This is a genomic window from Paucilactobacillus wasatchensis (assembly GCF_000876205.1).
GTDB classification, from domain to species: Bacteria; Bacillota; Bacilli; order Lactobacillales; family Lactobacillaceae; genus Paucilactobacillus; species Paucilactobacillus wasatchensis.
Genome location: NZ_AWTT01000010.1, coordinates 24912 through 46523 on the forward strand (window position 1 = coordinate 24912; position 21612 = coordinate 46523).

Consider the following 21612-nt stretch of genomic DNA (forward strand, 5'->3'; position numbering starts at 1 on the left):
AAAAGTTTTTATTTTTTTGATAGAAATGTGAGAAAGCTAATAACTTATTTTTAACTCTTCCATAATGAAAACGGTATCATGAATAATTCCTGATTTAGCAGCATTTTCGTGTGCTATAATCAAATCATTACATATTTTGGAGGCTAGATTAATGGCTGTATTTCTATCTAGTGTTTCCGGCGTTTTCATCATTTTAGTTATGGTGGCGATTGGATACATATTAACAGAACGAGGTTGGTTTGACGAAAGTTCATCAAAACTGATTTCGCGGTTGGTGACACAAATTGCATTACCGGCGTATATGATTACAACGATTATGCATGATTTCACTGCAAATGAACTTAAGACATTATTGCCCGATCTTCGTTATCCTGTAATTTCAATGTTGATTTTATTTGCGTTTTCATTTGCCGTAATTCGTGTATTACGAATTAAGCAAGCACATGCGGGACTGTTTTCATCAATGTTTTTCAACTCGAACACGGTGTTTGTCGGGTTACCGATCAACCTAGCGCTCTTTGGTGATAAGTCATTACCATATGTTTTAGTTTATTACATGGCTAATACAACGTTTTTCTGGACGTTGGGAGTATGGCTAATTCAGCGCGATGGAATGGGCAGTGCCAAGATTAATTTGTGGACAACCTTGAAAAAGGTTTTTTCACCACCACTTTTGGGCTTTATTGTTGGTGTTATTTTGGTAATGCTACATATTTCGTTACCCAAGTTTTTAATGAGTGATCTCAGCTATATTGGCGGGTTAACTATTCCATTGTCAATGTTTTTCATTGGAATGGCGGTTTCAAATGCGGGGTTGTCGCGGATGCGATTGGATGTGGATGCGATTGGAATTTTACTAGGTCGGTTCCTCTTCTCACCATTTTTAATGGCGGTTTTGGTGTTGCCAAGCAGTATGCCAATTTTGATGAAACAAGTATTTATTTTACAAGCAGCGATGCCAGTAATGACAAATGCGCCAGTTGTGTCAAAATTGTACGGTGCCGATGCAGATTATGCAGCAATTATGGTTACTGAAACGACATTAATTAGTGTTGTGATGGTACCAATTTTGATGGTTATTATTAAGGCGTTAGTTTAAAGGAGTTCAGATTGAAAAAGACAGTATTATATATTTTATTTTCGACCGTCATGTTTAGTTTGATGGAAATCGTGCTTAAATCAACCGGGGATGCGTTTAATCCGATTCAAATTAATTGGATTCGTTTTACCATTGGTGGCATTGTGTTGTTGCCGTTTGCTATTTCTTCATTACGAATTCAAGGGATTATGCTGCGTTGGTCGGATTTAAAGTTATTTGCGACAACTGGGTTCATGTGTTTGTTGGTTAGCATGACTCTATTCCAGTTGGCAATTATGTACGATCAGGCCTCTACAGTGGCGGTAGTGTTCAGTTCTAATCCTGTCTTTGCATTAATTTTTTCATATATTATTTTGCATGAACGACTGGGTCGGGCCAACTTAATTGCTGTAATTTTATCGATTATTGGTTTGTTGGTTATTGTTAATCCAACACATTTAAACAATGCGCTAGGGTTAGTATTATCGATTAGTTCAGCGTTAACCTTTGGCCTTTATAGTATTATCTCACGCTATGGTTCGATCAAACGAGGTTTTAACGGTATTGTGATGACGTGTTTTACATTCCTAGTGGGAGCCATTGAACTGTATGTCATCATGCTGATAACCCATATTTCTGCCGTCGCTGATAAGATGAAACAAGTGTCATGGTTACGACAGTTTAGCAACATTCCAGTATTAACTAACGTTAATGGCCATTTCTTTTGGACATTATTCTTTATTGGCGTTTGTGTGACCGGTGGTGGGTTTGCATTTTATTTTTTGGCAATGGAACGGTCAAATGTTTCCACAGCCTCCTTGGTGTTTTTCATCAAACCAGGACTAGCTCCAATTTTAGCTGCACTACTAATTGGTGATAAAATTGCGATGACAACCATTATTGGCATTGTGATTATTATTGCCGGTTCAGTGGTTACATTTATGGGAAATCAACGTCGTGAATCTGGCGGCTCAATGCAAGAATCCTAAACCAATTGAAAAAAAGATTAGCAAAAATGAAATTTGTTAATCTTTTTTTAATTGTTAAGAATACCTTAAGAACAGCGATTGGAGCTGATCGTGAAATCTAACTGTAATAATTGCAAAGATTTGTAATGTTAATGCTATTGGATTGCAATCTTATAGCGATACAATGACACTCGTAATTAGGACGTGGAAATTACATATCAAAGACAAAATTGACTAAATCAAACTACAGGAGTGATTATTATTAAATCAGCAGCAAAGAAAACATTAATTGGAACATTGGGTGCAGCTAGTTTATTGGTTGCCGGTACACAAGTAGCACATGCAGATACTGTTAAAGTTCAAAGTGGTGACACTGTTTGGGCATATTCACAAAAGTATCACGTATCAATCGATTCAATTGTTAAGGCAAACAAATTGGCTGATGCCAACTTGATTCTTGCTGGTCATTCTTTAAACATTCCTGGCGTTAATACTAGTGATGCCAGCCAAACATCTACTGCAGCTGCATCAACTGCTACAACTTCAACAGCTACTTCAGCTGCTAGCCAAGCAACTACACAAAGTAGCGCTGCTAGTTCAGTTGCTTCATCGAGCGCTGTAAGTTCAAGCTCAGCTGCTACAAGCACTACATCAGCCGCAAGTGCGACTGCTAATACAAATGCTTCAAATTCAAACAGTAGCCAAGCAACTGCTCAAAGTAGCCAAGCTGCTACAAGTTACGATAGTGCAATTAGTGTTCGTGGCGGTGGTGTTTCTCAAGCCCTGGCAATTGCTAACGGCAGCACACCATATGTTTATGGTGGTTCTTCATTGTCAGGCTTTGACTGCTCAGGTTTCGTTCAATATGTCTACGGTCTAAGTGCTCGTACAACTACTCAACAAGCTAAATTAGTGACACATCATTCTGATGTTCAAAACGCTCCTTATGGTGCCTTGTTATTCTGGGGTTCTGACAGCGCTCCTTATCATGTTGGTATTTCACTTGGTAACGGAACTTATGTTGCTGCTCAAAACTCACAAAAGGGCATTGGCGAGTTTAGCCAAACTTACTACAAAGCAAGTTTCTACGTTAACGTAAAGTAATTTTATAACAATTAGAAAAAGTCTCTTAGGAGGCTTTTTTATTTTGTCTGAATATTCGTGCATATTGCAGTAAATTCATTTAAAGTTCTCGCTTTAATCAAATAAACTTAACTATCAGCTCAAATTTTTTGATTAAGGTTAGAGACATTATGAAAACAAAAAAAATAAATGCACATACAGTTAGAATTATTACAGTCGCGGTGTTGTTAATCGGGCTTGTTTTAATTTGGGTACATCATTTTAGTGGTGGCACGACCAGCGCAAAATCATCGGATGTCAACAGTGCTTCAATTGCCAAAAAACGTAAAATTATCAAAACCAATTTGACTAATTATCTAAAAACGGTCACTAAAGACGGGACGGTCAGCGTCAGTTTCTATAGTTTAGGCGCAAAAGCTGGTAGCACTTCAGCTAATAGCACAGCGGCGACACTTTATAAAAAAGGTAGTTTGCAAGTTGAATCAAATGCGCATACACCGGAAACGGCAGCTAGCACGTATAAATTGTTTATCACTGCTTACTTGATGCAACAGAAGTTATCAGGTAACTTTACGTGGACAACTACCAATACTGATGGCTTTTATCGGATGATTGTCAATAGTGAAAATGATTTTGCTGAAACGGAGCTTGCTAGTTACGGTAAGTCCTCAATTAACAGCTTTATCAAAAAACAAGGATGGTATTCGCCGGTATTTCAAGATGGCGTCGATGCCACTACAACAAGCTATAGTTTGCAGTTACTGCTGGAGCAATTGGATGCCGGAACAGGGCCGTTCAAAAACAGCAGTGACCGCGCTAAGATTTTAAAATTGATGGGTAAGCAAATTTACCGTACCGGGATTCCAACCGGTGTTAATGCGGCTACTAAAGGAACAACTGTTACCGATAAAGTCGGATTTCTCAATGATACTAATAACGATGCTGCGATTGTGACGTTACCGAATGGACAGAAATATATTTTGGTAATTATGACACATGGTCACGGGCAAAGTGGTTTTAGTGGTTTTTCTAAGATTGCCAAGATTGCCAAAAATGTCCAGACAATTGTTTATGGTAAAAACGCTGGTAGCAAGATTGAAACATACAATTAATTCCATTTTCCCTCTACCTGTTCAAGATTTAATTTATGCGCTATGATAATAAATAGGTGGGGGAAGATAAATGGCATTATTAATAATAACAAGACACGGCGAAAGCCAGGCAAATCGGGATAACATTTTTACAGGTTGGACTGATGTGCCGCTAACAGATAAGGGTATTTCACAAGCTAGAGTTGCTGCACAGCAAATTATGCAACTAGGTGTATATTTTCATGATGTTCACACTTCAATGCTGCAACGAGCCATTTTAACTGCAAATTTAATTTGTGATGAGATTGGTCAAGCATATGTTCCGATTCATAAATCGTGGCGTTTAAACGAACGCCATTACGGGGCCCTGCGAGGGTGTAACAAGGATGTAGTAAAAAAACAATATGGCGCACAGCAGGTGGCTAAATGGCGGCGCGGTTTCAGTGCACTACCTCCGCAATTGACACAGGCGGACCATGAACGCAGATATGATCGGCTGGGTGTTAAAATTCCATTGAGCGAAAGCCTAGCGATGACCCAGAATCGTTTGTTACCATACTGGAACAATCAAATTGTGCCACAATTATTGAATGGTAAAAATCAATTAATTGTGGCACATGGTAGTACGCTAAGAGCACTAATTAAGTATTTAGACCAAATACCGGATGACCAAATTGACCAAGTTGAAGTTGCTAATGGGCAGCCAATTGTATATCGATTTGATGAACATTTACGTGTGCAGAGTAAGAAATCTCTTCATTAATATTAAAACTTGATTATAAAACGATTTGACTTCTCACATTTTTAAGTTACAATTAATTGTAACTTGATCATGCCAGTTTTTAGGAAGTGAAGTCGTTTTTTTTGGTTGAGTCCTTAAATAAAATGGGGATTGTTCATCAAGTACACATAGAAAAACAGATAAATAAGGAGCGTAATACATATGAAATTTACAGTTGTTGGTTCAGGAGCTATGGGGCTGCGTTATGGTGTTTTATTGCAGGATGCAGGTAATGAAGTTGATTTTGTTGATCCATGGGAACCACATGTCGAAAAGATGCGTGAGCAAGGTGGCGTTTATGTTTCACGTGACCATGAAGCCAAACATTTAGTACCTGTAAATGTTTTTTACCCTGAGGAATATCAAGGCGAGCCAGATTGTTATATCTTCTTTACCAAGCAAATGCAATTGGCTGACGTTTTGGCGCGGTGTGCACACTTTTTCAAACCTAATCAGTATGCTTTTACATGTATGAATGGCATGGGGCATGTTGAAAAATTATTGCAATATTTCAAACCAGAAAAATTAATCGCAGGAACTGCGTTAGTTGCAACTGTACTGAATGGTCCTGGTGATGTCGATTTTATTGGTGCTCGTGGCGCCGGTACGATGAATTTAGCCAACTACACTGAAAAACCGGATGAATTCACGCATCAATTAGTTGCTGAACTGGACAAAGCCCAATTTAATCCTAATTTAACCACTAATTTTCGTGGCACATTAATGGCAAAAGTTGTCTTTAATTCTGTGGTCAACACTTTGTGCACTATGTTTGAAATGACAATGGGTGAGTATGCTGCTTATGAAGGCGCAGATGAAATGAGCCGGCAGTTAATTGACGAGGCATATGATGCTTGTGAGCGCGATGGCGTCAAGATGATCAACAGCAGACAAGAGGAATTGGACAGTGTTAATTACGTCAGCAAGGTGGCTAATCCACTACATTATCCATCGATGTATCAGGATATGCATAATTACCGCCGGACAGAAGTCGATTACATCAATGGGTACTTAGTAAAGATGGGCCGCAAACATGGTTATGAAGCTAAAACGCATGCGTTCTTAACACATGAAGTTCATTTGGCTGAGTTACAGAAGCAAAAAGAAAAACAAAAATAGTGAGAGCAACCACGTTATGATGTCGTGGCATAAAGCAAATAACCCCGTTACTTCGATCTACGAAGTAACAGGGTTATTTGCTTTATGCAATAGACATCAGTGGTTGCGAACACATGTCGGCAATAAAAAAAGAGAGAGCACTTCGAAACTACGAAGTAACGGGGTTATTTGCTTTATGCAATAGACATCAGTGGTTGCGAACACATGTCGGCAATAAAAAAAGAGAGAGCACTTCGATCTACGAAGTAACGGGGTTATTTGCTTTATGCAATAGACACCAGTGGTTGCGAACACGTGTCGGCAATAAAAAAAGAGAGAGCTCTTCGGACCTACGAAGTAACGGGGTTATTTGCTTTATGCAATAGACATCAGTGGTTGCGAACACGTGTCGGCAATTATGATTGTAAATAATAGCTACGTCAACCGCCAATGAAGAAAGAGGATTTCATTAAAAAAGTTTGAAAAGGAAATTTTCGCTTCAAACTCAGTCAAATTATGCTAAAGCGCCCATCGGATCCCAAGGCTTCAATAACACAGGTTCTTGCTCTTGGGCAGCTTTTAATTCAGGTGATAAAAATTGTTTTTTTACAACAATCTGATAACAAAACTCATCCATCCAGGTGTCACTCATGACAAAATAACCTTTGGTACCAACTTTTGGTCCCCAGGAATTTTCGACTTTCCATTTGGTTGGTTTGTCATCAACTAAATCAACTCCGGTTAAAACCATGGCGTGCGTCATCATGCTATCGCCGTAATCAAGCCGCTGTGCCTTCGTCATTGAAAATGGTGTGTCAAATAGTTCAGTTTCATTATAAATATTTGTGTCCATGATCCCTTTTTGACGATCAGAGCTTTGTCCGACATCACAACCAAACCAAACACTTTCACCGGCTTTTAATTGGGTAATAGCAAGTTTTTTGAAGTCTGCCATCGTAACATTTAAATGTTTAACCGGACGACCACCAACAACATTACCCAACATATCAATAGTGTATGTTTGATTGTATGGCTTATCAGCTGTGGGTGAATTAATAATTGAAACATAGTCATCCAAATTCCAACCGACATATTTTTGGAAAAACGTTTGCGGTGTTAAATCGGCATCACGATGATAATTTTTTTGCTCATCACGATATTCAAAATCAAACTTAACGGGTGGCTGGCCAAAACTGTATGTCAAAACACGATAAATGGCATTGAGCATTTCGTTTCTGGTCTGGTCAATTTGAGTTTCACTAGCATTGTCCGTTACCAGTTTGCGCAAAGTAATTGCGTCTTGACGTAATTTCCGGTTTAAGGTTGTATTGATTTCATTGGACTTGGAGCTGTTGTAAGTTTCTGGCATTGCAGATTGTGGTACGACGCCGTACTTTTCAATCAAAGCACAGAGCATATCCCACTGGCCGCCATCTTGCTGTGGTGTTTCCATTAACCAAGCAACTTCTCGGCTGCCAGCTGGTTGATGGGCTGTTTTTAAAACATTTTCATAAAAATAATTTGCTTTTTCAAATTTATCCCAGAAAAAAGTATATGACTGAGATAGTTCAAATTTAGTAAGGCCAAATTTTTGTGCCATATCATGACGCATCGTGTTCAACGCGGCAAACATCCAGCAACGACCTGATTGCTTTTGATTTGACACATCACCTGTGTTGAGGTCAATTGAAAACACTGGCTCCGATTTACTAACAGCATGCCAATCATAACTGCTTGCTAGAATTCCGTTCTTAGTAACTGCACGTTCAATTACGGTAGCTGCAGGTTGGTTATTGAGTTCTTTTTTAAATTGGTTCAATTGTTCAGTTGTAATTTCATGACTCACATCGACCACGCTCCTTTAATATTTATCCTTCTATTGTACTCAAGTTTTGAAAGACAGTAAAATGATTGCTTTATTTTTACCAATTGGAAATAAAAAAAAGCAATCAGAGTGCGATTGCACAGCTGATTGAATCTTTTAATGCTTAACTTTTGTTTAGTCACGCCCGTGCAAAACTTCGGGGCCGCTTTCTCGGCCAACGATCACAGTATTAACCATATTGAGAAAGAATCCGTGTTCAACTACGCCAACCATTTTAACTAAGTCATCAGCTAAACCAAATGGATCGCCAATCCGATTTAATTGAAGGTCAATGATATAGTTTTTTTGATCTGTTAAAAACTTAGTGTCATTGGTCATGCGAAATTCGGGGTTGTAGCCTTTTTGCTGCAATTCATGAAATACATGTGCACTGCCAAAAGGGATTACTTCCACGGGCAATGGGAACTTACCGAGTTGATGGACCATTTTGCTTTCATCAACGATCCACATAATTTTGCTTGAATTGATGGCAACAATTTTTTCCCACAAAAGGGCACCACCGCCACCTTTGATCCCTTGAAAATTATCATCAACTTCATCAGCGCCATCGATCGTCAGGTCGATATGATCAACTTCGTCAATATTTTTAATTGTGATACCTAGGTCTTGAGCTTGTTTTGTGGTCCGGTTTGATGTAGTGACACCGACAATATTCAGCTGTTCTTCTTGCACTCGTTTACCAAGCGCATCAACCATATAGCGAACTGTCGAACCAGTACCGAGACCAACCGTCATTCCATCTTCTATATATTTAACGGCTTCTTGGCCAACTTGTTGCTTTAATTCATTTTGATCCATTTAATTTTCTCCCCCTAGTTAAAAACGATCTTCTGGTGCCAATAACTGCTGATACTCGCTGTGTTGACCAAATTCTTTCTTAGCAAATGGACATAAAAGTTTAACTTTTAGACTATTTTTACTAGCATAGCAGACAAATTCAGCCACTAATTGCGCCGCCAGCCCTTGTCCCCGAGCTACCGGGTTAACAAATGTTCGCTCAACAACCACTAAATTTTTACCATCTGCAACAGTCGGAAAAACAATTTCTCCTAGCAATTGTCCTGTTCCATCTTCCGCGAAAATTCGGCCGGGCGCATATTGAAATTGCATTTCATCACCTAGTTTTCATCTTTTCTAATCATATAAATTTAACCGTTTTCAGTGGTGATTGTCAACCTAGCCGATAAAGTAGTATTAAAAACGAGTTTGCTCCCGTATAATTAGAGAAATAAGGGAAAAGGGGATATGGATTAATGAAACGTGGATTTGAAATTATCACAGCTAAACAAGATCTACAAATTAATTTACCAAAACGCCAAACCAAAAATGCTGCCGGGTATGATTTTGAATGCGCAGAGGATTTTATTTTACCATCGATTTGGAAACTTAATTTTATTAAGATATTTAAATTATTGCATCAAACAAAGGAAATTACCGTAACAGATTATCAACAAGCAAATGCGGTATTGAAACCGTTATTAGTTCCAACAGGGATTAAAGCATATATGCAACCAGATGAATTTTTGCTATTGGCCAATCGATCTAGCAATCCGTTAAAAAGACGATTAGTGCTACCAAATGGTGTTGGAGTGGTTGACGCAGATTATTATAATAATGACAGCAATGAGGGAGAGATATTTTTCCAACTCCTTAATTTTGGTGTCACTGACGTCTCAATTAAAAAGGGCGAAAGAATTGGTCAGGGTATTTTTATGCCATATTTGGTAGCAGACGATGAACAAGCACCAAAAAACAAGCGCAATGGTGGGTTTGGTTCAACTAAAAAGTAATTGTAAGATATGATTAAGGTTATCATGAACCGTAGATTTATCAGTGGTTATGATACAATAGTGTAGACCAATCCAAGGAGGTTAGTAGATGGCAAAAGTAAAAACACAGTTTGTGTGTCAAAATTGTGGGTATAGTTCTCCCCGTTTTTTGGGACGCTGTCCAAATTGTGGTGAATGGAACACGTTGGTGGAAGAAAAAGTTCAATCTAGTGTTGACCGTAAATCACGAGTCAGCATGAATGGAACGACCGTCAAACCAACTAAAATTGGCGAAATTAAAATGGGGCAGACACCTCGGGTTAAAACAAATATGAGGGAATTAAACCGTGTGTTAGGCGGTGGCATTGTCCCTGGTTCCCTGATTTTGATTGGTGGTGATCCAGGGATTGGTAAGTCAACACTGTTACTTCAAGTGTCTGGCCAACTGAATCAAACTGGCGGCAGCGTGTTGTATGTTTCTGGTGAAGAGAGTGCTACGCAAATTAAGATGCGAGCAGACCGATTACATGTAGCTGGTGATCAATTTTACGTATATCCCGAAACGGACATGAGCAGCATTCGCGCTACGATTGAAGAGTTAAAACCTGATTATGTGGTGATTGATTCAGTTCAAACAATGTCAGAGCCAGATGTCGCGTCAGCAATTGGAAGTGTGGCTCAAATTCGTGAAGTGACGGCAGAATTAATGCAGATTGGTAAAACCAATAACATCACCATCTTTATTGTGGGCCATGTTACCAAAGGTGGAGCCATCGCGGGGCCTAAAATTTTGGAGCACATGGTAGATACTGTTTTGTATTTTGAAGGTGATTTACACCATACGTATCGAATCCTACGATCACAGAAAAATCGCTTTGGTTCTACTAACGAGTTGGGCATTTTTGAAATGCGAGAAAATGGGCTGCAAGAGGTTGCTAATCCTTCAGAAATATTCTTAGAGGAGCGACTAAAGGATGCAACCGGTTCGGCTGTTGTTGTATCAATGGAAGGAACCCGACCAATTTTGGTTGAAATCCAAGCCTTAATTACGCCGACAGTGTTTGGTAATGCACAACGTACTGCGACTGGTTTGAATCGTAACAGAGTGTCATTGTTAATGGCCGTATTAGAAAAACGGGCTAATTTGATGCTACAAAATCAGGATGCCTACTTGAAAGCTGCTGGTGGCGTCAAATTGGACGAGCCAGCGATTGATTTGACAATCTCAGTCAGTATTGCATCTAGTTATCGGGACAAGGGAACTCAACCAACCGACGCATTTGTTGGCGAAGTTGGGCTGACTGGTGAAATCAGACGGGTTAACCGGATTGAACAACGAGTGGCAGAAGCGCAAAAACTAGGATTCAAACGAATCTTTATTCCAAAAAATAACTTGCAAGGATGGACGCCACCAACCGGTATCAAAGTTATTGGTGTGGCAACGTTGGGTGAGGCATTGAAAAAGGCGTTGAATTAATTTTTGAAAGGAGGAGATTTACATGAGAAAACATATTATTAGGCTCTTGTTCGTTATTTTGGGCGCAGCAGTCGGATTTTACTATTTACCATTATTATGGGATGTAGTTGGCTTAAATATCACCGGAATTAGTTTATTATTTATTGATCTGTTTATCGGAGCAATTGTTTTTTGGCTATTATCATATGCACTAGCTACTTCCGTTGAGCACCTTGTCAATCGAGCTGAGTCTTATTTAACCAAGCAAAGTCCAATTTATTTATTGTTTGGCAGTTTGCTGACGATTGTGGGACTCGTATTGGCTGTTTTATTATCAATTCCACTTTGGAACTCACATGTACCTGTTTTAGATAACATTGTCCCAGTTATTTTGATGTTGTTGTTTGGTTACATGGGATTTCGTTTGGGCACCACGAGATTAGATGATTGGCGCACTTTATTTCAATTTAGAAGACAAAACAAAGAAGCGCCGCAAGATAGTGATGGCAACTTGTTGAAGAAGCAAGATGATAATTATCACCATTATAAAATTTTGGACACAAACATTTTGATTGATGGCCGCATTTATGACATTGTGAAAACTGGCTTCATCGAAGGAACATTGCTAGTTCCCAATTTTGTGTTGTATGAACTGCAATACATTGCGGATTCTAGTGATAGCATCAAACGGGTTCGTGGTCGTCGTGGCCTCGATATTTTGAATAAATTACAGAGTGAGAAAATCGTTCCAATTGAAATGTACGAGGGTGATTTTGAGGATGTCTCTGAGGTTGACAGCAAGTTGATTCGATTAGCGAAACAGGTGGATGGCGTGATTGTAACGAATGATTACAATTTGAATAAAGTCATTCAATTTCAAAACGTACAGGTTATGAATATAAACGGACTAGCTAAGTCACTGAAGCCACGTGTCATTCCAGGTGAAACCATGAATGTGATGGTTGTCAAAAACGGAACTGAACGACAACAAGGGGTGGCATATTTGGATGATGGCACAATGGTTGTTGTTGAAGATGGTCGCTACTATATGAACGAACATATTGATGTGGAAGTAACTAGTGCACTGCAGACTGATGCAGGTCGAATGATTTTTGCCCGCCCCGTTCATTCAACTAAGGGCATCAACGAACATCACACAGCCGATAAGGACAATTCAGCTAGTAAATGAGACTAGCTCCTTGGAATTTATGACCGATACCTGTACACTAGACAGTGAAATCTAATGATGGAATTTAATGAAAGAGGCGTAAAGTTTTGGCAAAAAATAACATACGTGTTCGCTATGCTCCCAGTCCGACTGGACATTTGCATATTGGCAACGCGCGAACGGCATTATTCAATTACTTATTTGCTCGGCACAACAAGGGTAAGTTTATTATCCGAATTGAAGATACCGACACCAAACGCAACATTGTGGACGGCGAAAAAAGTCAGTTAGAAAATCTAAAATGGTTAGGGCTGGATTGGGATGAAGGTCCTGATGTTGGTGGTGATTTTGGTCCGTACCGACAATCTGAACGAAAAGATATTTACGTTAAGTTAATTCAACAGTTGCAAGACGAGGGATTAGCATACAAATCTTACCGCACAGAAGAAGAACTGGAATCAGATCGTGAAGCACAAAAAGCGCGCAAAGAAATGCCACACTATGTTTATGAATATGCAGGAATGTCCGCTGAGCAAATTAAGCAAACTCAAGCAGAAGCGGAAGCTAAAGGGCTTGAACCGGTTGTTCGTTTCAGGATTCCACAAGAGAAAACTTATACTTGGCAAGACTTGGTCAAAGGTGAGATCTCCTTTGCTGCAGATACAATTGGTGGCGACTTTGTCATTCAGAAACGTGATGGAATGCCGACTTATAACTTCGCAGTGGTCGTTGATGATCATTTGATGAAAATCAGCCACGTTTTTCGGGGCGACGACCATGTTGCTAACACTCCGAAACAGTTGATGATTTACGAAGCATTTGGCTGGGATGCACCTCAATTTGGGCATATGAGCTTGATTATCAACACAGAAACCGGGAAAAAGTTAAGTAAACGGGATGAGTCGGTTCTTCAGTTTATTGAACAATACCGCGAACTAGGCTATTTGCCTGCTGCAATGCTGAATTTTATTGTGTTATTGGGCTGGTCTCCAGTTGGTGAAGATGAAATTTTTACGCGGCAAGATTTTATTAAAATGTACGATGAAAACCGTTTAAGTAAGTCACCTGCATCATTTGATGGTAAAAAACTAGAATGGATTAATAATCAGTACATGAAAAATGCTGATGAGGACGAAGTGTTTGATTTAGCCTTACCACAATTAATTGAGGCAGGGTTGTTGGAAAAACGACCAGATGCCAAAACGATGGAGTGGACGAGAAAACTAGTCAGCGTCTTCAAGCGTGAAATTAGTTATGCTCGTGAAATTGTGCCATTGACCAAGCCGTTCTTCCATGGTCCAGCTGAAATTGATGCTGAAGCGAGAGAAGAATTGCATGCTGATACTGCTGTGACAGTATTACAGGAATTTCATGATCGAATAGAAAAATTGGATTATCTGAACACAGCTCAGATTTTGAAGACAATCAAAAGTATTCAAAAAGATACTAAGATTAAAGGTCGTAAGTTGTGGATGCCAATTCGGATTGCAGTTACTCATGAAATGCACGGACCAGAATTGCCTGAAAGCATTGAATTGATTGGCTATGAAACAACGTTAGCTAATTTAACTGAAATGATTCAAGAGTTAACAGCATAAATTTAATAAATAACCATGTAAGGTTGCGACAAAACTTGGGTTTGTCGCAACCTTTTTATGTCGCTTACAAAGGATGCAGGCTAAATGTGGTAAACTATTATTACTATAACGAGTTGAAATGAGGTTAGTTGAATGCTAAAAGTTTATAACACGCTGACACGACAAAAAGAGATTTTTAAATCAATTAAGCCTGGTACGATTAATATGTATGTCTGTGGTCCAACTGTCTATAATTATATTCACATTGGGAATGCGCGGAGTGCAATTGCATTTGACACGATTCGGCGTTACTTTGAATTTCGTGGTTATCAGGTCAACTATGTTTCTAATTTTACTGATGTTGACGATAAAATGATTAAAGCAGCTAATGAACAGAGGATTACCGTCCCCCAATTAGCGGATAAATTTATTGCAGCGTTTATGGAGGATACACAAGCCGTCAATATTGAACCAGCCACCAAACATCCGCGGGCAACCGAAAACATTCCAGAGATTATTGCGTTTATTCAAGTTTTAATTGATAAAGGATATGCGTACGAGTCTGAGGGGGACGTGTATTATCGGGCACGTAAGTTTAAACATTATGGTGACTTATCCGCTCAACCGATTGATGAGCTTGAAGTTGGTGCTAGTCAGCATGTCGATGATCAAGAGTTTGACCGCAAAGAAGACCCAATTGATTTTGCATTATGGAAAGCAGCCAAGCCCCATGAAATTAACTGGGAATCGCCGTGGGGTGCTGGCCGACCAGGCTGGCATATTGAATGTTCTGTGATGTCGACTAAATATTTAGGCGATACTTTCGATATACATGGTGGCGGGCAAGATTTAGAGTTTCCCCATCATGAAAATGAAATTGCGCAGAGTGAAGCTAAGACTGGAAAAAAATTTGCTAATTATTGGCTCCACAATGGATTTGTCACTGTTGGCGATGAAAACGAAAAAATGAGCAAATCGTTAGGTAATTTTGTGACTGTTCATGACATTATTAAAACCCTAGACCCACAAATTCTCCGGTTTTTAATGGCCACCACCCAGTACCGCCGGCCCATTCAGTATAGTCAAAAAAATATTATTGATGCTACTAACAACTTGCAGCATATTCAGACGGCATTTACGAACCTTTCATACCGGCTAAAAGATGCTGTCACTGGTCCAAATGAGGCAGAATTGGTAGACGTAGCTCAGTTAAAAAATCAGTTTATTGCGGCTATGGATGATGATTTCAACGCCCAAAATGGGATTGCCACTGTTTATGAATTGGTTAAATTAAGTAATATCTATGCTCAAAAAAAGCAAGTTGCTCAAGAAACATTACAGGTGATGTTGAACACGTTGCAGGAACTGATGGCAATTTTTGGCATTCGACTCCAGACAAATACATTGGACGATACCAAGATTGAAGCACTAATTGCAAAACGAAATGCGGCACGTGACAACAAAGATTTTCAATTGAGCGACCAAATTCGCGATGAACTTAAGAAACAGGGGATTGTCTTAGAGGACACACCCCAAGGAACAAGGTACAGAAAGGAATAGTATGGCACAGTTTGATTATCAACAGGTTAACGGCATTGCATTGGCCTATTTAGGGGATGCAGCCTATGAAATTTATATTCGAGAACATTTAATAAAACAAGGATTAACAAAACCTACTAAGTTACACCATTCAGCCACTCATTTTGTTTCAGCTAAGGCACAAGCTGCTTTAATTAATCTGATGGAACAAGACCAATTATTAACCGAGGAAGAATGGAACTTTTACAAACGTGGGCGAAACGCAAATAGTCACACCCATGCCAAGAACACCTCGGTGCTAACTTATCGAATTTCAACTGGATTTGAAGCACTGATGGGCTACTTAAAGTTAAGTCAACAAGACGCACGCCTCGCCGAGTTGGCTAATTGGTGTATTGATCAAGTTGAAGCGAGGAGAACTGAAAATGGCACAGACAAATAGTGAAATGGATTTTGTGATTGGCCGCCACCCTGCAGTAGCAGCATTGAAATCGGACCAAGAAATTAATAAGGTCTTTTTGCAGGAAGGCCTTAAGTCAGATTCCATCAAGGAAATTGTGGATTTAGCCAAAAAACGACGGTTAGTAATCTCAACGGTACCTAAAAATAAGTTAGACCAAATGACGGACCGACAAAATCACCAAGGTGTGGTTTTAGCAGTGGCCGCATTTCAGTATGCTGAAATTGATGATTTATTTGCCAATGCAAAAGCAAAAAATGAAGCACCGTTTTTCATCATTTTAGATGAACTCGAAGATCCCCATAATTTAGGCTCTATTTTGCGAACTGCCGATGCGGCGGGTGTTCATGGTGTCATTATTCCTAAAAGAAGGGCGGTTGGGTTAACCTCTGTGGTGGCTAAAACCTCGACCGGGGCGATTGAACATGTTCCTGTTGCTCGTGTTACTAATTTGGTTCAAACAGCTAAACTATTACAAAAAGAGGGTGTCTGGTTGTTCGGAACTGACATGAATGGCACAGATTACCGCAAGTGGGACGCAACTGGTGCAGTTACGTTGGTAATTGGTAATGAGGGTAAGGGTATTTCTGAGTTACTCAAAAAAACGGTTGATGAAATGTTGACTATTCCAATGGTGGGCCATGTGCAAAGCTTAAATGCAAGTGTAGCGGCTAGCTTGCTGATTTACCAAGGGTTTAATTCACGCCATCCACTTGGATAATTTTTTAATAAAAGAGTTAAATAACTAAAAAAAATTTGAAATTAGTTGTAAGCCCTTTCAGTTTGTGGTAAATTTATAAATGTAGCAGGAAAGGAATATTAAGTAAAACGCTTTACTTAATAAATTTACAGGCAAGGGGGGCTTGAGATTCACATGAAAAAAACAACGGTGATTAATTCTGATTTATCAAGAGTTATTAGCGATATGGGGCATTTTGATACTCTAGCGATTGGCGACGCTGGGATGCCTGTTCCAGTTGGGACAGAAAAAATCGATTTAGCGGTATCAAAAAATTTACCCAGTTTCATCTCTGTGTTAGAAAACGTTTTGAGTGAATTACAGGTACAAGAAATTATTTTGGCTGACGAAATTAGAACAGTCAATCCAAAACAATTATCTGCTGTTGAGGCATTGTTGCCTGACACCAAAATATCGTTTATCCCACATGAGCGGATGAAAAAAGATTTAAGCAAAGCCAAAGCTTTTGTGAGAACTGGAGAGATGTCTTCATTTTCGAACATTATTTTGGTCAGTGGCGTTACTTTTTGAGAAAGAGAGGTGTTAAAAAATAATGCAAATTGAATTAAAAAACATTTCCAAGGCTTTCGGTCCAAACAAAGTGTTGCGAGGAGTCGATTTTTCTATTCAAAGTGGTGAAGTTCATGCGTTAATGGGTGAAAACGGAGCTGGGAAATCTACTTTGATGAATATTTTGACTGGGTTGCTTGATTTTGACGGTGGTAATATCCTCGTCGATGGCAAAGAAACACGTTTCAACAACGCCCTAGACGCTGAACAACACGGGGTTGCGTTTATTCACCAAGAAATGAACAACTTTGCTGAAATGTCAGTTGTTGAAAACATGTTTTTGAACCGCGAAATAAAAAAAAGTTTTGGCATGCTCGACATGGCTGAAATGCGTAAACAAGCTAAAGCAGCCCTGGACCGATTGGGAGCGGACATTCCAGTTGGTGTGCCTGTCGGATCGTTGAGTGTTGGTCGCCAGCAGATGATTGAAATTGCTAAATCATTGATGAACAAAACACAGGTTTTAATCATGGATGAGCCAACTGCTGCGCTTACCGAAAATGAAATCGCTAAGCTATTTGACATCATTCGAACATTGAAAAAACAGGGTGTTGCTATTATTTATATTTCCCATCGAATGGAAGAAATCTTTCAAATTAGTGATCGAGTTACCGTGATGCGTGACGGCGTTTCCGTCAACACATACAAAACTGAGGATACAGATGTTAAGCAAATTGTGCATGACATGGTTGGACGTGATATGGGTGATTTTTATCCAGATCGCAATCCTAAGTTTGGCGAATCGTATCTAAAAGTTGAAAATCTAACGAGTGATGGTGTCTTTAAAGACGTCAACTTCGAGGTTCGCTCAGGTGAAGTATTAGCCTTTTCTGGTTTAATGGGTGCCGGTCGAACTGAAATCATGCGGGCAATTTTCGGTATTGATAAGTTTAATAGCGGTAAAATTTTCATCAAAGGTAAAGAAGTCCATATTAGTAGCCCGGAACATGCTATTCAACATAATATTGGCTTTCTGACTGAAGACCGTAAAGATGAGGGGCTCATTTTAGATGCCTCACTAGCCGATAACATTGATTTGCCAAGTATAGATGGTTTTGCAAAACATGGCTTCATTGATAAAAAAGCCGATAAAGATTTTGTGGACATGTTAATGAAACGGTTAGGAGTTAAAGCACAAAGCGCCAAAGACGCCGCTGCCAGTCTTTCTGGTGGTAACCAGCAAAAAGTTGTATTGGCAAAATGGGTTGGTTCAGGTTCACAGGTATTGATTCTTGATGAACCAACACGTGGGGTTGACGTTGGTGCTAAACGCGAAATTTATGATTTGATGAATGAACTAACTGACCGTGGCACTGCCATTATCATGGTTTCAAGTGACTTAGATGAAGTGCTTGGGTTCAGCGATAATATCGCGGTTGTGTACGAAGGAAAAATTCAAGGAGAAATTGCTACTAAGGATGCTACACAAGATAAAGTAATGACTCTGGCAACAGGAGGAAAGCTTGATGAATAATACCGAAACTAAAAAGAAATTTAATATGGGTGAGTTTTACTCCAAGTTGGGGCCGCTCGCTGCGCTACTAATCCTAGTTATTTTCGTAAGTATCATGAATAGTTCGTTTTTAAACGTTAATAACTTAATGAACCTGTTTCAACAGGTTTCAGTTAATGCCTTAATTGCTTTTGGGATGCAATTCGTTATTCTAACTGCGGGAATTGACTTATCTGTTGGTTCCATTTTGGCCTTGAGTGGTGCATTTGCTGCTCAAATGATTTTGATGGGGATGCCCCCATTATTAGCCTTTCTAATTGGCGTTGTTATGGGTGCCATCTTTGGGGCCTTTAACGGAGCTTTGATTGCTTATGGGAAAGCCGCTCCATTTATCGTTACGTTGGCTACAATGTCAGTTTTCCGTGGTGCAACTTATGTGCTGACTAATGGTAACCCAATTACTGGGCCAAAAATGAATAATAGTCTTTCATTCCAGTTCTTAGGTCAAGGATATTTATTTGGTATTCCATTCCAAGTTTATATTATGATTATCTTTTATGTTATCGCTTACCTACTGTTGCACAAGACAACATTTGGCCGCAAGACGTATGCACTTGGTGGAAACGAGAAGGCAGCTTTCGTTGCTGGTGTTAACACCAAGAAGTTAATCATTTTAATCTATACAATTGCTGGTTTTCTTTCAGCAGTTGGTGGGATGATTTTAACTTCGCAATTGGCATCTGCCCAACCCGATGCAGGGACGGGATATGAAATGGACGCCATTGCTGCTGTTGTTTTAGGAGGAACTTCTCTTGCCGGAGGAAAAGGAAAAATGTTTGGGACTCTGGTTGGTGCCTTGATTATCGGGGTACTGAACAACGGTATGAATTTACTTGGTATTTCTAGTTTTTATCAACAAATTGTTAAAGGTATCGTAATCTTAACTGCTGTCTTACTTGATCGTAAGCAGTCACAAAATTAACGGGGGTTTTTCAAGATGAAAAAAAGTACTAAACGGTTACTCAGTTTATTTACAGTGTTTTCAGCATTCTTAATGGTTGTGTCAGGTTGTGGGGCCGCTTCAGTTGGTAACAACAAGAGTAGTTCTAAGGTTACAAAAAAAGCAGCCAAAAATGTCAAAATTGGGGTTTCACTTTCAACACTCAGTAACCCATTCTTCGTGAATGTTAAAAAGGGTATTGATAACGAAGCTAAAGCAAACGGTTCAAAGGTTGAAACTTTTGATGCTCAAAATGATAGTTCAAAACAAAACAACCAAATTTCTGATTTAATTACTAAAAAGGTCGATGTTATTATTGTAAATCCGGTTGATTCTGATGCTATTGTGCCATCTGTTAAAAAGGCTAATCAGGCCGGGATCCCAGTCATTGCTTGTGACCGTGGTTCAAATGGTGGTAAAGTTGTAACGACCGTTGCTTCTGATAACGTTAAAGCTGGTAAAATGGCTGCCCAATTCTTAGCAGACCAAGTTGGTAGTAATGCTAAAGTTGCTGAACTAGAAGGTACACCAGGTGCCGATGCTGCTGTGCAACGTGGAAAAGGGTTTGATGCTGCTATCAAGGGTAATCTTGATTTAGTTACAAAGCAAAGTGCTAACTTTGACCGTGCTAAAGGATTGAGCACAATGCAAAACATTCTACAAGCACATTCTGACATTAAGGGTGTCTTCGCTCAAAATGATGAAATGGCTTTAGGTGCCGCTAAGGCAATTAAGAACCAAGACATCAAGATTGTTTCAATTGACGGAACACCTGATGGGTTAGCTGCTGTTAAGAGTGGACAAATTGATGGTATCGTAGCACAACAACCTAAGACTGAAGGTAAACTTGCTGTTAAGGCTGCTTACAAGTACTATCAAGGTAAGAAGGTATCAAAGACTACTGCCTCACCAATTCACTTGGTAAAGTCTTCTGACGCAAAATAGTCATCAATAATGGTATTTGTTAAAAACTAGAAATGAAGCTCAGGGCGAGCAATCACCCTGAGCTTTTTATATTGCTGTAGACCGGTGGAGATAGTTAATAGCCTTGAAATACCGCGGTTGTATATAATGAGCAAACAGTTAAATTTGCCCATTAAATTTTTATAATGCTCATCAAACATTCATAAACAAGGCCAATATGCACGCTTTTTTGCATAATAAACATACGTTCCCTTGTACCTTAAATGTAGTTATGTATATTTAATAGTGATAATAACTTATATCAAATAATTTATTTTATTGGGAGGACTTATGATTATTACTGCAGAGCAATCTGATTCTGACATGGAATTACTCACGCGATTTATCGCCGGAGATTCAGTCAGCTTTACAGTCTTATTTGCGAGATATTTACCATTGGTACACAAGTTTGGTCGACATTACTATTTTCAAGATGTGGATCAACAAGACTGGGAACAGGAAGCAAGGATCGTGATGTTAAAGACTATTCGGTGCTACAAAACTGATTTGCACGTTGATTTTGGCTATTTTTTTAAAGTTAATTTGAAACACCGGGCCTTTGATATTATCAGAAAAGAAAACGCTTTCAAACGAGTTCATGTGACCAAAAGAATTAACCTGGAAGAAGATGATTTTGGTAATTTATTGGTTGATTATCATCATAGCGCACCGGATGACTGTACGATGTGTCATGAAAACATGAAGGAATTTCTCGCACAATGTTCACCGTTTGAAATCAAGGTTTTTAGTTTACTGCATTCGGGATCGTCGCAAGAAATGATAGCAAAAACGTTAAACTGCAATGCACGTAAGGTCACTAGCGCTTTAGACCGATGTCAAAAAAAGATGAATGTGATACTAAAGTAGAGCGCAAACGACCACGTTAAGAAGTCGTAGTATAAGAGCACTCCGGCCCCATGATTAGCACTAGAAT

Annotated in this window: 21 protein-coding genes; 18 read left to right on the forward strand and 3 right to left on the reverse strand. The window is 39.3% G+C overall.

The annotated features are described in order from the left end of the window. The first annotated feature begins 151 nt into the window (after nt 1-151). The 6 genes from WDC_RS02930 to WDC_RS02955 all read left to right on the forward strand — a co-directional run bounded on the left by WDC_RS02930 (nt 152) and on the right by WDC_RS02955 (nt 6120). Nucleotides 152-1099, forward strand: a complete 948-nt coding sequence (locus WDC_RS02930; RefSeq protein WP_044010319.1) for an AEC family transporter — start codon at nt 152-154, stop codon at nt 1097-1099. 11 nt (nt 1100-1110) lie between these two features. Then, entirely contained in the window at nt 1111-2067 is a 957-nt protein-coding gene (locus WDC_RS02935; RefSeq protein ID WP_044010320.1) for a DMT family transporter, read from the forward strand. 231 nt (nt 2068-2298) lie between these two features. Beyond that, on the forward strand, nt 2299-3150 hold the full coding sequence (locus WDC_RS02940; protein ID WP_225349610.1) for a C40 family peptidase: 852 nt from the start codon (nt 2299-2301) through the stop codon (nt 3148-3150). A gap of 149 nt (nt 3151-3299) precedes the next feature. Further along, complete coding sequence (locus WDC_RS02945; RefSeq protein WP_044010321.1) at nt 3300-4241, forward strand: serine hydrolase; 942 nt, start codon at nt 3300-3302, stop codon at nt 4239-4241. A gap of 70 nt (nt 4242-4311) precedes the next feature. Beyond that, a complete protein-coding gene (locus tag WDC_RS02950) occupies nt 4312-4983 on the forward strand; it encodes a 2,3-bisphosphoglycerate-dependent phosphoglycerate mutase (RefSeq protein WP_044010322.1) in 672 nt (223 codons plus the stop codon). Between the two features lie 180 nt (nt 4984-5163). Then, a complete protein-coding gene (locus tag WDC_RS02955) occupies nt 5164-6120 on the forward strand; it encodes a ketopantoate reductase family protein (protein ID WP_044010323.1) in 957 nt (318 codons plus the stop codon). A 493-nt stretch (nt 6121-6613) separates the two neighbouring features. Here WDC_RS02955 and WDC_RS02960 read toward each other — a convergent pair whose 3' ends face one another. The 3 genes from WDC_RS02960 to WDC_RS02970 all read right to left on the reverse strand — a co-directional run bounded on the left by WDC_RS02960 (nt 6614) and on the right by WDC_RS02970 (nt 9094). Then, a complete protein-coding gene (locus WDC_RS02960; protein WP_044010324.1) occupies nt 6614-7945 on the reverse strand; it encodes a C1 family peptidase in 1332 nt (443 codons plus the stop codon). A 153-nt stretch (nt 7946-8098) separates the two neighbouring features. Beyond that, a complete protein-coding gene (gene rpiA / locus WDC_RS02965; protein WP_044010325.1) occupies nt 8099-8782 on the reverse strand; it encodes a ribose-5-phosphate isomerase RpiA in 684 nt (227 codons plus the stop codon). Between the two features lie 18 nt (nt 8783-8800). Next, nucleotides 8801-9094, reverse strand: a complete 294-nt coding sequence (locus WDC_RS02970; RefSeq protein WP_044010326.1) for a GNAT family N-acetyltransferase — start codon at nt 9092-9094, stop codon at nt 8801-8803. Nucleotides 9095-9237: 143 nt separating this feature from the next. Between WDC_RS02970 and WDC_RS02975 the strand changes: the two genes are divergently transcribed. The 12 genes from WDC_RS02975 (at nt 9238) to WDC_RS09370 (ending at nt 21545) form a co-directional block, all read left to right on the forward strand. Continuing rightward, on the forward strand, nt 9238-9774 hold the full coding sequence (locus WDC_RS02975; RefSeq protein ID WP_044010327.1) for a dCTP deaminase/dUTPase family protein: 537 nt from the start codon (nt 9238-9240) through the stop codon (nt 9772-9774). 88 nt (nt 9775-9862) lie between these two features. Beyond that, nucleotides 9863-11230 (forward strand): DNA repair protein RadA, encoded by a 1368-nt coding sequence (gene radA, locus WDC_RS02980; RefSeq protein WP_044010328.1) that lies wholly within the window; start codon nt 9863-9865, stop codon nt 11228-11230. A 22-nt stretch (nt 11231-11252) separates the two neighbouring features. After that, the gene (locus WDC_RS02985; protein ID WP_044010329.1) at nt 11253-12398 is read left to right on the forward strand and encodes a PIN/TRAM domain-containing protein; all 1146 of its coding nucleotides are present in this window, start codon (nt 11253-11255) and stop codon (nt 12396-12398) included. Between the two features lie 86 nt (nt 12399-12484). Next, a complete protein-coding gene (gltX, locus tag WDC_RS02990) occupies nt 12485-13975 on the forward strand; it encodes a glutamate--tRNA ligase (protein ID WP_044010330.1) in 1491 nt (496 codons plus the stop codon). A gap of 132 nt (nt 13976-14107) precedes the next feature. After that, nucleotides 14108-15514 carry a cysteine--tRNA ligase gene (gene cysS / locus WDC_RS02995; protein ID WP_044010331.1) on the forward strand — a complete coding sequence of 469 codons (1407 nt, stop codon included), beginning with the start codon at nt 14108-14110 and terminating at the stop codon, nt 15512-15514. A gap of 1 nt (nt 15515) precedes the next feature. After that, the gene (locus tag WDC_RS03000; protein ID WP_044010332.1) at nt 15516-15935 is read left to right on the forward strand and encodes a Mini-ribonuclease 3; all 420 of its coding nucleotides are present in this window, start codon (nt 15516-15518) and stop codon (nt 15933-15935) included. Further along, nucleotides 15919-16674: a 23S rRNA (guanosine(2251)-2'-O)-methyltransferase RlmB gene (rlmB, locus tag WDC_RS03005; protein ID WP_044010333.1), complete on the forward strand. Its 756-nt coding sequence runs from the start codon at nt 15919-15921 to the stop codon at nt 16672-16674. Before WDC_RS03000 ends, rlmB begins: the two co-directional genes overlap by 17 nt. A gap of 153 nt (nt 16675-16827) precedes the next feature. Beyond that, nucleotides 16828-17223: a D-ribose pyranase gene (rbsD, locus tag WDC_RS03010; protein ID WP_044010334.1), complete on the forward strand. Its 396-nt coding sequence runs from the start codon at nt 16828-16830 to the stop codon at nt 17221-17223. Nucleotides 17224-17245: 22 nt separating this feature from the next. Further along, nucleotides 17246-18736 carry a sugar ABC transporter ATP-binding protein gene (locus tag WDC_RS03015; RefSeq protein WP_044010335.1) on the forward strand — a complete coding sequence of 497 codons (1491 nt, stop codon included), beginning with the start codon at nt 17246-17248 and terminating at the stop codon, nt 18734-18736. Beyond that, the gene (locus tag WDC_RS03020) at nt 18729-19697 is read left to right on the forward strand and encodes an ABC transporter permease (RefSeq protein ID WP_044010336.1); all 969 of its coding nucleotides are present in this window, start codon (nt 18729-18731) and stop codon (nt 19695-19697) included. Before WDC_RS03015 ends, WDC_RS03020 begins: the two co-directional genes overlap by 8 nt. Nucleotides 19698-19712: 15 nt before the next feature. Then, entirely contained in the window at nt 19713-20660 is a 948-nt protein-coding gene (locus WDC_RS03025; protein WP_044010337.1) for a substrate-binding domain-containing protein, read from the forward strand. A 309-nt stretch (nt 20661-20969) separates the two neighbouring features. Next, on the forward strand, nt 20970-21545 hold the full coding sequence (locus tag WDC_RS09370; RefSeq protein ID WP_052497776.1) for an RNA polymerase sigma factor: 576 nt from the start codon (nt 20970-20972) through the stop codon (nt 21543-21545). Nucleotides 21546-21612 lie beyond the last annotated feature (67 nt).

Bases quoted from the DNA above. Each gene is read 5' to 3' on its own strand.
- WDC_RS02930 (WP_044010319.1), top strand. From the start codon at position 152: ATGGCTGTATTTCTATCTAGTGTTTCCGGCGTTTTCATCATTTTAGTT.
- WDC_RS02945 (WP_044010321.1), top strand. From the start codon at position 3,300: ATGAAAACAAAAAAAATAAATGCACATACAGTTAGAATTATTACAGTC.
- WDC_RS02950 (WP_044010322.1), top strand. From the start codon at position 4,312: ATGGCATTATTAATAATAACAAGACACGGCGAAAGCCAGGCAAATCGG.
- WDC_RS02955 (WP_044010323.1), top strand. From the start codon at position 5,164: ATGAAATTTACAGTTGTTGGTTCAGGAGCTATGGGGCTGCGTTATGGT.
- rpiA (WP_044010325.1), bottom strand. From the start codon at position 8,782: ATGGATCAAAATGAATTAAAGCAACAAGTTGGCCAAGAAGCCGTTAAA.
- WDC_RS02970 (WP_044010326.1), bottom strand. From the start codon at position 9,094: ATGCAATTTCAATATGCGCCCGGCCGAATTTTCGCGGAAGATGGAACA.
- WDC_RS02975 (WP_044010327.1), top strand. From the start codon at position 9,238: ATGAAACGTGGATTTGAAATTATCACAGCTAAACAAGATCTACAAATT.
- radA (WP_044010328.1), top strand. From the start codon at position 9,863: ATGGCAAAAGTAAAAACACAGTTTGTGTGTCAAAATTGTGGGTATAGT.
- WDC_RS02985 (WP_044010329.1), top strand. From the start codon at position 11,253: ATGAGAAAACATATTATTAGGCTCTTGTTCGTTATTTTGGGCGCAGCA.
- cysS (WP_044010331.1), top strand. From the start codon at position 14,108: ATGCTAAAAGTTTATAACACGCTGACACGACAAAAAGAGATTTTTAAA.
- WDC_RS03000 (WP_044010332.1), top strand. From the start codon at position 15,516: ATGGCACAGTTTGATTATCAACAGGTTAACGGCATTGCATTGGCCTAT.
- rlmB (WP_044010333.1), top strand. From the start codon at position 15,919: ATGGCACAGACAAATAGTGAAATGGATTTTGTGATTGGCCGCCACCCT.
- rbsD (WP_044010334.1), top strand. From the start codon at position 16,828: ATGAAAAAAACAACGGTGATTAATTCTGATTTATCAAGAGTTATTAGC.
- WDC_RS03015 (WP_044010335.1), top strand. From the start codon at position 17,246: ATGCAAATTGAATTAAAAAACATTTCCAAGGCTTTCGGTCCAAACAAA.
- WDC_RS03020 (WP_044010336.1), top strand. From the start codon at position 18,729: ATGAATAATACCGAAACTAAAAAGAAATTTAATATGGGTGAGTTTTAC.
- WDC_RS03025 (WP_044010337.1), top strand. From the start codon at position 19,713: ATGAAAAAAAGTACTAAACGGTTACTCAGTTTATTTACAGTGTTTTCA.
- WDC_RS09370 (WP_052497776.1), top strand. From the start codon at position 20,970: ATGATTATTACTGCAGAGCAATCTGATTCTGACATGGAATTACTCACG.